Origin of the sequence: Psychrobacter aestuarii (assembly GCF_904846035.1) — a bacterium.
Classification (GTDB): Bacteria; Pseudomonadota; Gammaproteobacteria; order Pseudomonadales; family Moraxellaceae; genus Psychrobacter; species Psychrobacter aestuarii.
On sequence record NZ_CAJGYT010000001.1, the window covers coordinates 2,176,512 to 2,192,054 of the forward strand.

General features: G+C 51.3%; 14 protein-coding genes. 8 read left to right on the forward strand and 6 right to left on the reverse strand.

Annotated elements, in window-relative coordinates; translation table 11 throughout:
• Positions 1–80: 80 nt before the first annotated feature.
• The gene (locus JMW05_RS09350; RefSeq protein ID WP_201505013.1) at positions 81–1,013 is read left to right on the forward strand and encodes an electron transfer flavoprotein subunit alpha/FixB family protein; all 933 of its coding nucleotides are present in this window, start codon (positions 81–83) and stop codon (positions 1,011–1,013) included.
• 68 nt (positions 1,014–1,081) lie between these two features.
• Here the strand turns inward: JMW05_RS09350 and JMW05_RS09355 are convergent, their stop codons facing one another.
• Positions 1,082–1,891: a TrmH family RNA methyltransferase gene (locus JMW05_RS09355; RefSeq protein ID WP_201505014.1), complete on the reverse strand. Its 810-nt coding sequence runs from the start codon at positions 1,889–1,891 to the stop codon at positions 1,082–1,084.
• A gap of 62 nt (positions 1,892–1,953) precedes the next feature.
• On the reverse strand, positions 1,954–2,934 hold the full coding sequence (locus JMW05_RS09360) for a class 1 fructose-bisphosphatase (RefSeq protein ID WP_201505015.1): 981 nt from the start codon (positions 2,932–2,934) through the stop codon (positions 1,954–1,956).
• A gap of 308 nt (positions 2,935–3,242) precedes the next feature.
• Here JMW05_RS09360 and JMW05_RS09365 point away from each other — a divergent pair, with 308 nt between their 5' ends.
• The 3 genes from JMW05_RS09365 to JMW05_RS09375 all read left to right on the forward strand — a co-directional run bounded on the left by JMW05_RS09365 (position 3,243) and on the right by JMW05_RS09375 (position 6,141).
• Complete coding sequence (locus tag JMW05_RS09365; protein ID WP_201505016.1) at positions 3,243–4,298, forward strand: aspartate carbamoyltransferase catalytic subunit; 1,056 nt, start codon at positions 3,243–3,245, stop codon at positions 4,296–4,298.
• A gap of 99 nt (positions 4,299–4,397) precedes the next feature.
• Complete coding sequence (locus tag JMW05_RS09370) at positions 4,398–5,609, forward strand: dihydroorotase (RefSeq protein ID WP_227691495.1); 1,212 nt, start codon at positions 4,398–4,400, stop codon at positions 5,607–5,609.
• Between the two features lies 1 nt (position 5,610).
• Complete coding sequence (locus JMW05_RS09375) at positions 5,611–6,141, forward strand: DUF2127 domain-containing protein (RefSeq protein WP_227691571.1); 531 nt, start codon at positions 5,611–5,613, stop codon at positions 6,139–6,141.
• Positions 6,142–6,292: 151 nt separating this feature from the next.
• On the opposite strand, the gene JMW05_RS09380 is transcribed toward JMW05_RS09375, so the two are convergent.
• The 3 genes from JMW05_RS09380 to JMW05_RS09390 all read right to left on the reverse strand — a co-directional run bounded on the left by JMW05_RS09380 (position 6,293) and on the right by JMW05_RS09390 (position 10,771).
• Positions 6,293–7,570 (reverse strand): cation:proton antiporter, encoded by a 1,278-nt coding sequence (locus tag JMW05_RS09380; RefSeq protein WP_201505017.1) that lies wholly within the window; start codon positions 7,568–7,570, stop codon positions 6,293–6,295.
• Positions 7,571–7,613: 43 nt separating this feature from the next.
• Entirely contained in the window at positions 7,614–9,242 is a 1,629-nt protein-coding gene (locus JMW05_RS09385) for a DUF2254 domain-containing protein (protein ID WP_201505018.1), read from the reverse strand.
• Positions 9,243–9,313: 71 nt separating this feature from the next.
• Positions 9,314–10,771: a YihY family inner membrane protein gene (locus JMW05_RS09390; protein WP_201505019.1), complete on the reverse strand. Its 1,458-nt coding sequence runs from the start codon at positions 10,769–10,771 to the stop codon at positions 9,314–9,316.
• Positions 10,772–11,084: 313 nt separating this feature from the next.
• Between JMW05_RS09390 and wrbA the strand changes: the two genes are divergently transcribed.
• Entirely contained in the window at positions 11,085–11,717 is a 633-nt protein-coding gene (gene wrbA / locus JMW05_RS09395) for an NAD(P)H:quinone oxidoreductase (RefSeq protein WP_201505020.1), read from the forward strand.
• A 42-nt stretch (positions 11,718–11,759) separates the two neighbouring features.
• Positions 11,760–12,239, forward strand: a complete 480-nt coding sequence (locus JMW05_RS09400; RefSeq protein WP_201505021.1) for a hypothetical protein — start codon at positions 11,760–11,762, stop codon at positions 12,237–12,239.
• Positions 12,240–12,341: 102 nt separating this feature from the next.
• Here JMW05_RS09400 and JMW05_RS09405 read toward each other — a convergent pair whose 3' ends face one another.
• Entirely contained in the window at positions 12,342–13,025 is a 684-nt protein-coding gene (locus JMW05_RS09405) for a DUF3108 domain-containing protein (RefSeq protein WP_227691572.1), read from the reverse strand.
• 453 nt (positions 13,026–13,478) lie between these two features.
• On the opposite strand from JMW05_RS09405, the gene JMW05_RS09410 reads away from it, so the two are divergent.
• Positions 13,479–13,769: a co-chaperone GroES gene (locus JMW05_RS09410; protein WP_201505023.1), complete on the forward strand. Its 291-nt coding sequence runs from the start codon at positions 13,479–13,481 to the stop codon at positions 13,767–13,769.
• Between the two features lie 62 nt (positions 13,770–13,831).
• Positions 13,832–15,481 carry a chaperonin GroEL gene (gene groL, locus JMW05_RS09415; RefSeq protein ID WP_201505024.1) on the forward strand — a complete coding sequence of 550 codons (1,650 nt, stop codon included), beginning with the start codon at positions 13,832–13,834 and terminating at the stop codon, positions 15,479–15,481.
• Positions 15,482–15,543 lie beyond the last annotated feature (62 nt).

Sequence of the window (15,543 nt, forward strand, 5' to 3'; positions counted from 1 at the left end):
TAAAGATACCAGTGACTGTGTCTACCGCGCTTGCCCAACAATCCACAGACGATGATGCGAATAACAAGAGGATAAAAATCATGGCAATTTTGGTATATGCTGAGCATGACAATACCAGCGTAAAAAAAGCGACGCTAAGCACCGTTGCTGCAGCAAAACAAATGGGCGACGACGTACACGTATTGGTTGCAGGTAGCGACAACGAAGCGGCGACGAATGCAGCAGCACAGATTGAAGGCGTGAGCCGCGTACTGCGCGCTGACAATGCTGCCTACGCGCACCAAATGGCAGAGAACATCTCGCTACTGGTAGCAGACATCGCCGCAAACTACAGCCACATTGTAGCGCCAGCGACCACGACAGGTAAGAACTTTATGCCGCGTGTGGCCGCACTACTAGACGTCAGCATGCTGTCGGATGTGACCGCTGTCATCGACGCGCAAACCTTTGAGCGTCCTATCTATGCAGGTAACGCGACGGCAACGGTAAAAACAACTGAAGACAAAGTGGTCGTGACCGTACGTACGACGAGCTTCGACGCGGTTGCTGCGACTGGCGGCAGCGCAGAAGTTGAAACCCTAGACAACGTCCAAGACGCAGGTAAAGCAAGCTTCGTTAGCGAAGAGATGGCAAAATCTGACCGTCCAGAATTGACCTCGGCAGAAGTGGTCGTATCAGGCGGTCGCGCTTTAGCAAGTGGTGAAAACTTCACCAAATACATTGAGCCACTCGCTGATAAACTCGGCGCAGCCATCGGCGCATCACGCGCGGCTGTGGATGCTGGCTTTGTGCCGAATGATATGCAGGTCGGTCAGACAGGTAAAATCGTCGCGCCGCAGCTGTACATCGCCGCGGGTATCTCAGGTGCGATTCAGCATTTGGCAGGTATGAAAGACTCTAAGGTGATTGTGGCGATTAACAATGACCCAGAAGCACCGATTGCAAGCGTTGCAGATTACTTCTTAGAAGCCGATTTGTTCGAGGCATTGCCTGAGCTGACCAGCAAAATCTAAAGTCTGCTCGCAAACCATAAAAATCCCGCTAAGATAGCGGGATTTTTTTATTTAAAAAAATATAAGCATTAGGCGGTCAGGTGACGATAACTACGCTGGCGCAAGGTCTCGTATAAGCACAGTGCCCCTGCAATCGCGACATTAAGGCTTTCTTGTCCGTTTGGCTGTGGTAGCGCAATCGGGGTCGCCGAGTGTAGTAGGCTGGTATCCACGCCTTGACCTTCATTCCCCATCACCCATGCCAGAGGCGCACGCAAATCATGTTGATAAATCAGCGTGTCGGTGTGCGAGCTGGTGGCAAGGAGCGGGACGTTTACCTCAGATAAAATGCTATCAATAGACACATCTTCATAAATCGTCAACGCAAACTGTGCGCCCATACCTGCGCGTAAGGTCTTGGGTGACCATACTTGGGCGGTCATCGGCGTACAGATGACCGTATCAATACCAACGGCAGCTGCAGTGCGCAGCAGCGTGCCGACATTGCCGCTGTCTTGAACATCGTTAAGAATCAAGCAGTCGCTATCAATCGGCGCAAGGTTATGCGCTGGCGTGTCAATCAACGCCATGATATCAACGCCAGTACCGAGTGTACGCACGTTTTGGTACACGGCATCGTCAAGGCATAAGATGGGCGTCTTGCCTGATTGTAGCTGGCGCAAAATCGCTTGCACTTCAGGATGGTGACAGCTTGATTCGGCAACCAATATCTGCGCCAATGGATAATCGCTACGCAGCGCCGCATCAATCAAATGCACGCCTTCGAGTACCGTTTGCTGCTGTTTTTTACGCTGCCGCGCTTGGGTTAATAGCGCTTTGATGCGTTTGATGGTCGGGTTTTTATCCGAGCGAATCGGCTCATGAGGGTATGCAGTCATAAACGGGCGCTTTATCCTAAAAAGTAACAATCAATAAGGGCAATAGGGGTATTGTCCGAGGTTTAGCCTTGGTGCTGTAGGTGCAAAGTCTTGACGTACTCGACTTCGTTTTTGCTGCCAAGTACCACAGGCACGCGCTGGTGAATGTCGGTTGGGGTGATGTCCAAGATACGCTGCGTGGCATCGGTTGCGCCGCCGCCTGCACGCTCAATCAGTAGGCTCATGGGGTTGGCCTCATACATCAGGCGCAATTTTCCCGCCTTGTGCGCGTATTTGGTATCAAATGGGTAGGTGAACAGACCACCACGGCATAGGATTCGATGCACGTCACCGACCATCGCAGCCACCCAGCGGGTGTTAAAGTCACGACCGCGCACGCCCGTTTCGCCAGCAATCAGCTCATCGATATATTGCTGCATGGGCGCAAGCCAGTAGCGGTAGTTTGAACTGTTAATCGCATATTCACTAGTATCGGCGGCGATTTGCACACGCTCATTGACCATCACATAGTCGCCGCTGTCAGGGTCGAGGCTAAACATGACCACATCGCTATCAATGGTCAGTGCCAGCATGGTCGAGGTGCCGTACAGCAAGTAGCCAGCCGCCAACTGTTTGTGCCCATGCTGCAAAAAGTCAGTGTCTTCGATTTGCTCGCCTTGACGCTCGTAGGGCAAGACCGAAAAAATCGTACCGACCGCCATATTGATATCAATGTTCGATGAGCCATCAAGCGGGTCAAAGAGTACGAGCAGTTCACCGTCATTATTGGCAGGGGTGGCATGGTCCAGCTCTTCTGAGGCGACGCCTGCGCAATGCGTGTTTTGTGCTAAGGCGTCAAGCAGCATGTCATTGGCCAGCACGTCGAGCTTTTTTTGTTCTTCGCCTTGGACGTTTTGGTTGCCTGCCTCGCCCAAGATGTCCGCCAAAGCGCCTTTTTTGAGCAGGGCGGCGATGTCTTTGCCAATATCGGTAACGGTAGTAATCACGCTGCTGACAGCAGGGTAAATCTCTTGGGACTGTAGATAATGGGTCAAGGTGGTCATAACATTTCCTAATAAATGCGATTATAATAAAAAACAGCCGCGTGCAGGCTTGGTGTCAGCACAGTGCGGATGATGACAAATTCTGTCAATACACTCAGGGCGTCTTTGTCCCAACCATAAAATCAGCTACACTATAGGTATGAGTGCATCATCAATGCTGCATGTGCGCACACTCACTACCATGGACAATGGAGCGCGGGCTGATAAGGTCACGGATATCATTGCGGTAAAGTGTAGCAAATAAGCGCCAAAAAGTCGTACTTATCATCGTATTGACTCAATATAAACCAACCATAAGACGTGTCATTATGCCAACCTCGACCTCTACTGTTCCGCCCAGTGACTATGCCAAGCTTGATTCTGATACCATCCAGCACAAACTCGACACTTCGCTCAGCCGTCCACAGCTCAATGCTGACGGTGGCTTTCGGCACTTTTTGGGTGTGGAAGGCATGAGCCGTGCCCAATTGCAGGCGATTATTGATAAGGCGGAGACGTTTTTTGATGACAACAACCAGCTGATTAACCGTCCTGAGCTGGAAGGCTGCACGGTCATGAACCTGTTTTTCGAGCCATCGACACGTACCCGCACCACGTTTGAGGTCGCTGAAAAGCGCCTTGGCGCAAATGTGCTGAATATCGATATCGCACGCTCAAGTACCAAAAAAGGCGAGAGTCTACGCGATACGCTGTGGAACTTGCAAGCGATGGCCGCCGATATCTTTGTCGTGCGTCATTCGGCATCAGGTGCGGCGCATTTTATGGCGACCGAAGTGACGCCCAATATCGCCATCATCAATGGCGGCGACGGCTGGCACGCACATCCGACCCAAGGCATGCTCGATATGCTGACCATTCACCGTGAAGCACCGCGCCCCTTTAGCGAGCTGTCGGTCGCCATCATTGGCGATATCAAGCATTCGCGTGTGGCGCGCTCGGACATCAGCGCGTTACAAACACTGGGCGTCAAAGACATCCGCGTGATTGCTCCGCGTACTTTGTTGCCAAAAGGCATGGAGCGCTTTGGCGTGACGGTCTATGAAGACATTGATGAGTGCGTGGCTGATTGTGACGTCATCATGGGTCTGCGTATCCAAAACGAGCGTATTGGCTCGCCGCTGCTCGCGTCATCGAGCGAGTATTATAAGCATTATGGCATCACCCCTGAGCGCGTCGCGCGCGCCAAACCCGACGCCTTGGTCATGCACCCAGGTCCGATGAACCGCGGCGTTGAGATTGCCTCAAGTGTGGCGGACGGTGATCAATCGGTGATTTTAAAGCAGGTCAATAACGGCATTGCTATTCGTATGGCGGTGCTGTCATTGGCAATGGAAGGACAGCGTGCCCACCAAGCCTCGCGCTAAGCAGAGGGCTGCCTGCCCGTTGACTGTATTTGGTCAAACGCTATTGGCAGCGCCTCGATTGGTTTTATTCTTTTTAGACACAATACGGTAATAACGCTCATGACTCATCATACCCATGCTGACAACACCAGCGCGACGCTTGTTAATCTACTTCCTGATAACTTTACCACTCCCGTTTTTTCTGATGACCAACAGCACACGATAGAACAAAGCCCGCATTGGCTGCTGCCACCACTGGTGGACTTGTGCGCGCACCTGCGTGAGCCAGGTCAAGAGCAGCATGGCACGCTGGCGTCTGAAGGTCGCGCGGCGCGTGCAGGGGGCTTTTTGCACGTTGTGACCCCGCCAGACACCAAGCCTGTACTAGAAAATGGCTCATTGCTCAAAGGGTTACGCGAGCGCGCCTATGATGACGGTGGTATTCATCTGCACATTATCGGCGCGTTGACCGCTGGGCTGGCAGGCGAGTGCCCCTCAAACATTGCAGGACTCAAAAAAGGCGGCTGTATCGCCGTCTCTAACGCCCGCCGCCCGTTTGCCAATGATTTGGTGCTGCTGCGCACGCTAGAGTACGCCGCAACGTTTGGCATGAAGGTTTTCTTTTACCCTGATGAGCCAAGCCTATCAAAAGACGGGGTGGCGCATGAAGGCTATATCGCCTCGTATCATGGCTTGCAAGGGATTCCGTGGATTGCCGAGACGGTCGCCTTATCTAAGCAGTTACTGATGGTTGAAGAAACAGGCATCGCGGCGCACTTTAGCCAGCTGACCTGTAAATCCTCGGTTGAGCTGATGCGCTGGGCAAAAGGCAAAGGGCTGCCTGTCACCTGTGATGTGGCGATGCATCAGCTGTTCTTAACCGATGACAATCTCGAAGGCTTTAACGCGCAGGCGTACGTCTTGCCACCGCTACGCAGCAACACCGACCAACAAGCGCTGCGTAAAGGCTTGCAAGATGGCACGATTGATGCGATTTGCAGTCATCATGAGCCGCTGAGCAGCACTGCCAAAAAAGCGCCGTTTGCTGAATGTACGCCTGGTATCTCTAACTTTGACACCTTTATGGCGCTTGGCTGTCAGCTGGTGCGTGATGGGGTATTGAGTAAAGACGCCTTGGTCGAAAAAATCTGCCTAAACCCTGCCAAGATTGCGGGCATTGAGGCGCAGTATGCCAAGATTGGTGGCGCAGTGCTGGTCAATCCTGAACAGCTATGGGAAGTGAACAGCGACACCATGTATTCAAACGGCAAAAACACCCCGTTCTACCAGCAGCAGCTGCAAGGTCGCGTGGTGGAGACGTTCTTTGAGTAATGTGCCTGAGCCAAAGCTACCCCTTGAGCCGATGGCGACAGGGGAGCGCCCATCACCGATGCCCGATACCGAGCATACCGCCAGCGAATCGGTAAAAGCAGTCGCCATATACGAAATCATCAAGGGGTCGGCGGCATTGATGGCGGCAGGCGCGCTTTGGCTGTGGCACATGGATTTGACCAACTGGCTGGGACGATTTGCCGAAACGTGGCAGCGTCATTTTGGCACTTTGCTCGCGCCGCAGGTTGAGAGCATCAGTCAAAGCGCCGAGCAAGCGAGCGCCCACTGGGTGTATTTTTTACTGCTTATTTTTGCTTATGCTGCGCTGCGCTTTATCGAAGCTTATGGTCTGTGGCACGATAAGACGTGGGCGTATTGGTTTTGCGTGATTGGCTACGGGATTTTTATTCCTATTGAGCTGTATTATCTGATTGCGCACCCCTTTGATTGGTTTAAAGTGGGCGTACTGCTGCTCAACGTCACTATTGTGATTGTCGTCTATCGCAATATGAAACAAAAAGGTCTGCTGTAGGGCTGCGTGAAAGGCGCAGGGCGGCTAAATATTTACATGGTTAAAGATGCGCCTAGCCAAACCTATAAACTGCCGATAATCGCAACAGACAAACAAGGCAAACCAAGACACAAACGCAGAGCGCAAGATGTCTGGTTTGCTTTTTTTATGCCTAATTGCTTAATTTTTTACTTTGGGCGGGGCGAATGGATTTTGCCACCCGTCCGATACTCAGCCCTTGTACCAAAATAGAGAACACCACCACCGCATAGGTGAGGGCGAGCAAAATATCGCGCTCGCTACCCATCGGCAGCTGTAATACCAAGGCAACCGAGATACCGCCGCGCAGACCGCCCCACGTCAGCACTTTCCAAGCGCCTGAAGGCAGCTCCAGCTGTTGATGAAAGGTCTTGCTGGCCATACCAACGACGATTAAACGCGCAGCCAGTGCCAAGACAATCGTCAGACCCGCCGCGATGAACAAATTGCCAGAATAGGCAATCATCACCACCTCAAGACCGATGAGCACAAACAAAATCGCGTTTAAAATCTCGTCAACCAACTCCCAAAACAAATCCACGTAATGACGCGTCTTGTCACTCATGGCGAGCGCCCGACCACGGTTGCCGACCATCAGCCCGACCATGACCATCGCCAGTGGACCTGACAGATGCCAATGGCTGGCAAGCGCATAACCACCAATCACCCCAGCCAAGGTCAACAGCACTTCTTCTTGATAGCTGTCGATGCTTTTTAACAAATAATACAAGATACCGCCGAGCACCAAGCCAAAGACAATCCCGCCGCCAGCTTCTACAGTGAGCGTATGAATCACATAATGCGCATCAGGCAGCTGTCCACTGGACAAAATACCGAGCAGCAGCACAAAAATCACCACGCCAATACCATCGTTAAACAACGACTCGCCAGCGATGACCGTCTCAATGCTTTTGGGTGCGCCTGCCGATTGCAAAATGCCCATCACCGCAATCGGGTCGGTCGGTGAAATCAGTGCGCCAAACAGCAAGCACCAAATCAGCGGCAAGCCAAAGCCTAAGAGCGGCAACAAATAATACAGCACGACCGCAATAATCACCGCCGACAGCAGCGTACCGATACACGCTAGCACGCCAATGGGCAGCTTATAACGGCGCAAATCGCTGATATTGATATGCAGCGCCCCTGCAAACAGCAGCATCGAGAGCATGCCATCGAGCAGCACTTCGGTAAAGTCCAGCTGGTCAAGCAAGCTGACCTCATAATCAATCAGCTGGTCAAACCCCAAAAATCCCAAAAAAATGGCACCGATGGACAGCAGCATCGAGATGACCATCACCCCAATGGTGGTAGGCAGACCAATAAAGCGATGATTGATGTATGAAAGGGCGGCGGTGATGGACAAAAACACCGCACTGATTTCAAGGACGGTAAGGCTGGTTGCAGATGCCATGGCAAAACTCTCAAATAAAAAACGGGGCGAGTGGGCTGATGTCTCAGGACTCGGAAAACTGGCGGCGCAACTGACTGCGGATATGGGCATCAAAGTCGCTCACATAAGCAAAATGCTTACGGTGGGCGTCTTTATCGTTGATAAATTCGCGGGCTTGCTTGCACATGGCTTCTAGGTCTGCAATCAGCTCAGTATAGCCTAGGTTGTCTTGACCTGCGCGCTCAATCAGCCCAAGCTCATGCAGCAGGCTTTGGCGCTGTGCATCATTGACCCGCGCGTAGTTCAAATCCACCATCGACTGACACAAGGCTTTGAGTACCATCAAATCTGCCATCGCGTAATGTCGTATTTCACCCAATGAGGTGGTAATAAAATCCGATATGGTGGGTCGGCGTGCCACCACTGCCAAAATGGCAGGGCGCGGCTGATTGGCAACCAGCGGTATCTGGTCATAGTCGTCAGGCGGGGTAAAAAAATGATACGGGCTCGGCGGCTGGCGACGCATCATGATGCTGATGCACATGGTCAGACTCTGCACACAGTTGACCGCTGTTTTTGGGTCATTGATGCCAGGGGACAGCGCACGAATAGCAATCTCAGTCATCTGACTTAAGCTGTAGCTGATGTCATTAGAATGGGTGCGGCGGCGCTCGATATGTAAAGATGCGGCAAAACGCTGCCAAAACAAGGCATCAACCGCGCGCGGTAAAATGGCCAAATAACGATTGCGCGAGCGCTGAACGTGACTGCCGTGCTGCTCGGGTCGCTGGTAAAAGTGCCCGACCACATTGCGATCGGTAACGAATGCACCCAAATGCGCGTGCATCTCAATCACCCCGCCGTAATCTTTTGCTAAGGTCACCAACGATTCGGTATACAGCTGGACGATATAACCTGAGATGGGCGCGTATATCGGTATCTTGTGCCAGTCTCGATAGTCATTGATGTCGCTGCTGTCTTCAACGTGTCGGTTGTGCTCGGTATCGCAATACGCCCGATACCAATAATGAATGTTAGAAATCGCGTCGTTGCTCGCGCCTTGGATGACGTGTGATGCTTGAATGGCGTGAACCATATGCTGCACAAAATACACCAAGAGCAGCGCACAGACAATCGCCATGACAATGGCAAAGGTCACCGCCAGCTGCGGCACACCTGAGGCCACATCACTCTTATAAATCGATTTTAAAATCAGCAAGCTGTAGCTGAACGTACCAATAAACGCACCCAAAACGAACTGATTGGGCGTATCGGTCAAAAAGTTACGCAGTAAACGTGGACCAAATTGCGATGACGCCATCGACAGCACAGCAATGGTGATAGAAAACGTCGTGCCCGCCACCCCAAGCACCGCGCTTGCAATCGAGGTGACAATCGCGCGTGCGGTGTCGTCATTACCCGTAAAGGCGATACCAATATTTTTAATCGACTCACTGTCAAACTGATGGTCAATCGCAATCAACGTCGGCGCAAGCAAGATACCGAGTAGGACGCAAGCAGTCGGGATAAACCAATACGAGCCAATCATCTTTTGCCACAGATTGTGCAGACGCTCAGGCACATCGGTGAGCGTCTGTAGCGACCACAGGCGCACGAATTTTCTAAGCCAATGCAGGGTGCGGTAGGGGCTTTCTTTGATGCTGTCTCGGTTGGTGCCTTTATGTTGAGTCATAATGCCTTATAAGGTTGCCAGTCACTTAGGTTGTTCATCGTTTAGCGTTGTCTATTACTGTGGCGTGTCCGTCATGAGCGCCCGATTTTGCCTCTGGGGTTATCCGCCTCGGTAATGATGTAGTCATCAGCGTCAGGAATCACCGCCTCATTGTCGTAGTTGTCATGCTCGACGGTGCTGTCTTTGTCATACGCTTCGGGTTCAAAGTCGGGCTTACCGCTTTTTTTGGCTTTAATCGCATGATGCGGCTGCTTTTCAGGGTCGGTTTTTTTGCGCGGCGGATTGTGAGCAAATATCTGCGCCAATGGCAGATGCAGCTGCTCTTTGGCGTAGGCTTCGGTATTGATAAAACGGCGCACCAGCAAGCTCAGCCACGGCTCTTGATGCTCACTTTTCATCTCATCAAGCTCATCTTTAATCGGCAGCGGGTAGGGTAAGGTGCGATAAAAATCCCACAGACTCATTTTGGTCAAGTCTCGTTTGAGCACATAAGCGTTGTCATCGGTGACGGTAATCAGATTGCTGTCTTTGAGATAATTGATATAGGTGTACCATTTGGGCAGCTCTTTGCGCCCGAGCACATTGCGCAGCTCTTGCTCGGTCACGCTCTCGCCACTTTGGTGCTTGCTGTACACCACGTTTAACATATCGAGCAGGCTAAGCAGTGGATGGCGCGGATAGACCTCCTCGGTCTCAAAAATGGTCAAGGTATAGCTGACCTCCACCCCAAGCAAAATCAAATTCCACGACAAAAAAATCCACAACAAAAAGACAGGCAGCGCCGCAAACGCGCCATAGATGGCTTCATAACTGGTAAAGTTACTGATGACCGTACCAAAGATATGCTTGAGCAGCTCAAAGACGAGCGCCACCATAATACCTGCAATCGCCGCATTTTTAATGGGCACTTGCGCTTTGGGGATAAACCAGTACATACCAATAAAACCCGCCACCGTCACGCTGATTGATGCCGCCTGAATCCAAAACGACCAATCAATACCGTAGCCTGCAATCTGCTGATTTAAAAAGCTCAAGCTTTGAATGGTGCTTGAGGCGATAAACGCCGTACCCAAAATCAGTGGACCTAGCGTCACAATCGTCCAATAGCGCAAGATGCTTTTGATGCCGCCTGAGCGGTCTTCGACACGCCATATCTGGTTAAAAGCGCGCTCAATGGTCGTCAAGGTCATGATGGTGGTGACGAACAGAATCATTGCCCCGATGATGGTCAGATTGGACGACTTTTCAGCAAAGCTATTGATGTATTGGCTGACTTGTAGGCTCGATTGCGGCAGCAAATTGCTATAAATCACCTCGTATATCTGCGCGCGCACGTCCGCAAGCGCGGGCACAGAGGAGAGTATCATCAGCAGCACCGTCAAAATCGGTACGATAGAGAGCATGGTGGTGTAGGTCAGTGAGGCGGCTTTTTGCTGGCAGTCATCCTCAAAAAAATGTCGCGTCAAAAAGCGCAAAAACTGAAACCAGCGCTGATGTGCAAAAGGGATTTTTTTTAATAAATTATCCATACAAGCCGTTTTTATGAATATAAGGTAAGAATTGAGAAACAGTGTAACAAATATCGTTTATGAACATCTGCTTTTGATTTGTGTAAAAATGCATAGGCGGTAGGGTTTGTGCGCTCGGCAGCATCCTTATGCGTCGCTTTGCCTGCTGGCAAGCACAAGGCACACGTAGGTTTGCCAGCGTCACAGCAACTGGGGCATAATATACCGACAATCGGTTCGTATCAGGAACGAGCCGTATCAAAACGCTGTAAATACAGTCCTCATGCTAATAATATGAATAAGCCGCGACTGCGTATAAAAAAGGATTGCGCTCATGAGTCAGACAGCCCCTTATGTGCTGGTTTTATACTACTCCAATCACGGCACGACTAAGGCCATCGCCCACGGCATTGCCAAAGGCGTGGTGTCTGCAGGGATGCAAGCTCGCGTGCGTACCGTCCCCAATGTGGTGATAGAGACCGCCGTACGAAAAAGCACCTGCTCGGAGCAAGACCTACCCGATGTCGGTGATGCGTACTGCACCATGGATGATTTAAAAGACTGTAGCGGCTTGGCGCTCGGCAGTCCCACGCATTTTGGCAATATGGCCGCGCCTTTAAAGCATTTTTTGGACAATACGGTCACGCTTTGGCTGGGCGGCAATCTGCAAAACAAGCCCGCGTGTGTGTTTACAACGTCAGGCTCGACCCATGGCGGGCAAGAAACCACGCTACTGACCATGATGCTGCCCTTAATGCACCACGGCATGATGATGATTGGCTTGCCGTATTCTGAGCCTGCGCTTAAACGCACGGTGCGTGGCGGCTCACCTTATGGTGCCAGTCATGTCAGTGGCGTGATGCATGATCAGCCGATTGAAGAAGATGAGCTTGAACTCGCCGTTGCTCAAGGGCATCGTCTGGCCATCAGTGCCGAGGCGCTTGCACAAGCCAACTGGACGCGCTAAGCTGCGCACCTTATACATTCGACTCAATGAGCAGACCCGCCCATGCCCGATACCCCAGATAACGCCGCACGTCCTGTCACCCTGCCGAGTGCTAAGAGCACACCGCCTGCTGCCCAGCGCATCACGCCGTGGCTGCAAGGGGCGTGGCTGACGTGGCTGGTCTATCGTTTGCTGTGCCTGCCGACGCTCGTGCACTTGGTTAATGTCAATCATCCAGATATCTTAGGCGGCATGGTGTGGCAGGGATTGTGGCTGTTGCCCGCGTTTATACTCACGCCATGGATGTGGCGTGCGCGTTCGCCTTATGCGTTATTGCTCGGCAGCATGCTGACGCTCATCTATTTGGGTGCCAGTGGCGTGGTACTCTTTATCCGCGTTTATGGTAGCGGCATGGCGGAGCTGATGATTTATATCGTTGATTTTGTGCTGCTGCTGCTTATCAATACCTGCTTATTTATTTTATTAAAGCGCTTGCCGTCGATGAATAAAGTGGTCAAAAAACCACGACCACCGCGTTACTAGACGCTATGTCTAGCAGTATTGATAACATACAAACGAAAAAAAGCGGCTTATTAATAAAGCCGCTTTTTTTATAGATTGTTTTTGCCTAACGGTGTTGATGGTTTAGTTGACCTTGGTCAATTCCAAGTCCATTTTTTTACCGTCATTGACCTGCATGACTTTTACAGGCAAGTAGTCGAGACTGGGCGCAAGCCAAAAGCTGGTGCTGCGGCTGCTGTCATCATGGACGCGGTCGACACGCACGGTATCAAAAGTCCCTGCGGGCACGGTGATTTTGGTTGAGCCTGACTTTTTAAATGGCGTCTTTTCGACCTTGTCTTTTTTGGCAAGGTAATAGTTGCCTGAGAACTTACCGTTTAACAGCTCTTGGCGAATTTGCGCCTCTAGGCTTAAATCATCAAAGGCTTGCTGCGGCATCGATAGGGTATTGCTATCGCCCTTATAGCTGCTGACCACTTGTTTTTTGCTGTTATTAAAGCTCAAGTTGTGCGTGCTGCCGATGCCAAATACTTTGTAGGTGGTGCTGGCTTTGGTTGGGCGCACTTGATTGCCACTGATACTAAAGCTGCTGCTTTGCGCAGCACTTGCCACACCCGCCACGCGTGCTTTGACATTGTACTGCCACGTGTTGCCCGAGTTGCTCAAGGTGCGGGTCGCCGTGCCTTTGTATTTGTCCTCAACCGTGAAGTTGTAGCTTGCGCTGCTCGGCTCCAAGGTTTTGGCACTCGCGATGCTAGGAGCGGTGATGCTGGCGATACCAAGCGCGGCGACGCCCATACCTGTCATGCAGGATTTTAACCAAGTTTTTGTCGCAAGATTGACCTGCGCGCTGCGATGTCTTGTCATAATCCATCCTTATTGTCTGGTGCAAAAGCGGGGTAATTGTGCCCTCTATAGTGGTTATACTTTGTTACATATTCAAGCCCGCTGCCTTACAGCGCTGTGGCGTTTTTGTTGCCGATATTGCTACAAGCTCACCTGGCGGCGTGTTCAAAGCATCCGTACTTTCGCCCGCGCCAGATGGTGTGGCGGCTGGCGCCGTCTTGGGTCTTGAAAAATAAGCATAGCTGAGCGCGTAAATCTGCGCCGAATACGTGCAAATTTTTTGCCAAAAATTTATGGATGCCACTTGAAGCAACACGCCTAAGTCCCCACTATTGGCAACAAGCTCGATAAGAAAATCGAGCCCCCTTACTTAAATAATTTCACAATCAACGACTGATTTTTGGAGTCATACAGATGAACATTCGTCCTTTACATGACCGCATTGTTGTTCGCCGCGTAGAAGAAGAGCAAAAAACCGCTGGTGGCATTTTACTGCCAGGTTCAGCACAAGAAAAACCCTCTCAAGGTGAAGTCTTGGCTGTGGGTAATGGTCAAATCCGTGAAAACGGCGACGTCCGCGCCCTAGATGTGAAAGTTGGCGATACCGTATTGTTCGGTCAATATGCAGGTCAAACGGTGAAAGTTGACGGTGAAGAATTATTAATCATGAAAGAAGCCGACGTGCTTGGCGTACTAGAAGCATAAATGCTCGCCGAGTAGCACACGCACAACCTTATATAATTAGATGATTCTTGGAGTAATATCACATGGCAAAAGATGTAAAATTTGGTATTGACGCACGCAAACAAATGATGGACGGCGTAAACGTACTGGCAAACGCAGTACGTGTGACCCTAGGACCAAAAGGTCGTAACGTGGTCATCGACAAATCATTTGGCGCACCAACCATCACCAAAGACGGTGTCTCGGTTGCCAAAGAAATCGAACTTGAAAACAAATTTGAAAACATGGGCGCGCAATTGGTACGTGAAGTTGCCAGCCGCACCAATGACGTGGCGGGTGACGGCACGACTACCGCAACCGTATTGGCACAAGCCATCTTGCAAGAAGGCATGAAGTCGGTCGCTGCGGGCATGAACCCAATGGATCTAAAGCGCGGTATCGATAAAGCAGTACGCGCTGCGGTAGCACAAATTCAAGAGCTATCAACCCCAGCCAACGATGCCAAAGCCATCGCGCAAGTCGGCTCTATCTCTGCCAACTCAGACACCAAAATCGGTGAGCTGATCTCGCAAGCGATGGAAAAAGTCGGCAAGCAAGGCGTCATCACTGTTGAAGAAGGCTCAGGCTTTGAAGACACGCTAGAAGTGGTCGAAGGCATGCAGTTTGACCGTGGCTACATCAGCCCATACTTTGCGAACAAGCAAGACAGTCTGACTGCTGAATTTGAAAACCCGTTCATCCTATTGGTTGACAAAAAAATCGCTAACATCCGCGAAATCGTGCCATTACTTGAGCAAGTCATGCAGCAAAGCAAGCCATTGCTTATCATTGCTGAAGACGTAGAAAACGAAGCGCTAGCGACATTGGTTGTCAACAACATGCGTGGCGGTCTAAAAACGTGTGCGGTTAAAGCCCCAGGCTTTGGCGATCGTCGTAAAGCCATGCTACAAGACATCGCAACCTTGACAGGCGGTACGGTCATTTCTGAAGAAATCGGTCTGAGCCTAGAGAGCGCGACACTTGAGCAGCTAGGTACCGCGAAAAAAGTCACGGTCGGTAAAGAAAATACCGTTATCGTTGATGGCGCGGGCAACAAAACCGACATCGAAGAGCGCGTTGAGTCTATCCGCCGTCAAGTCGAAGAGTCTAGCTCTGACTATGACAAAGAAAAGCTACAAGAGCGTATTGCTAAGCTATCAGGCGGCGTTGCTGTCATTAAAGTCGGCGCAGCGACCGAAACTGAAATGAAAGAGAAAAAAGACCGCGTTGACGATGCCTTGCATGCAACTCGTGCAGCAGTAGAAGAAGGCGTCGTACCTGGTGGTGGCGTTGCGCTCGTACGTGCGCTTAACGCGTTAGCTGACCTAACTGGTGACAACCAAGACCAAGACGCAGGTATCAACATCCTACGTCGTGCGATGGAAGCGCCATTACGTCAAATCGTTACCAATGCAGGCGAAGAAGCGTCAGTTGTAGTGAACGAAGTGAAGAACGGCAGCGGCAACTACGGCTACAACGCCGCATCAGGCGAGTACGGCGACATGCTCGAGATGGGTATCCTTGACCCAGCCAAAGTATCACGCTCAGCGCTAGAAAACGCGGCATCAGTAGCGGGTCTAATGCTCACCACTGAAGCCATGATTACCGACTTGCCAGAGAAAGATGACGCGATGGCAGGTATGGGTGCTGCTGGTGGTATGGGCGGCATGGGTGGTATGGGCGGCATGATGTAATCGTCCCTAATACTGCTATAAAGCTGGTTGAACCCATCAGCCAAACAAAACCCCCGATAGGC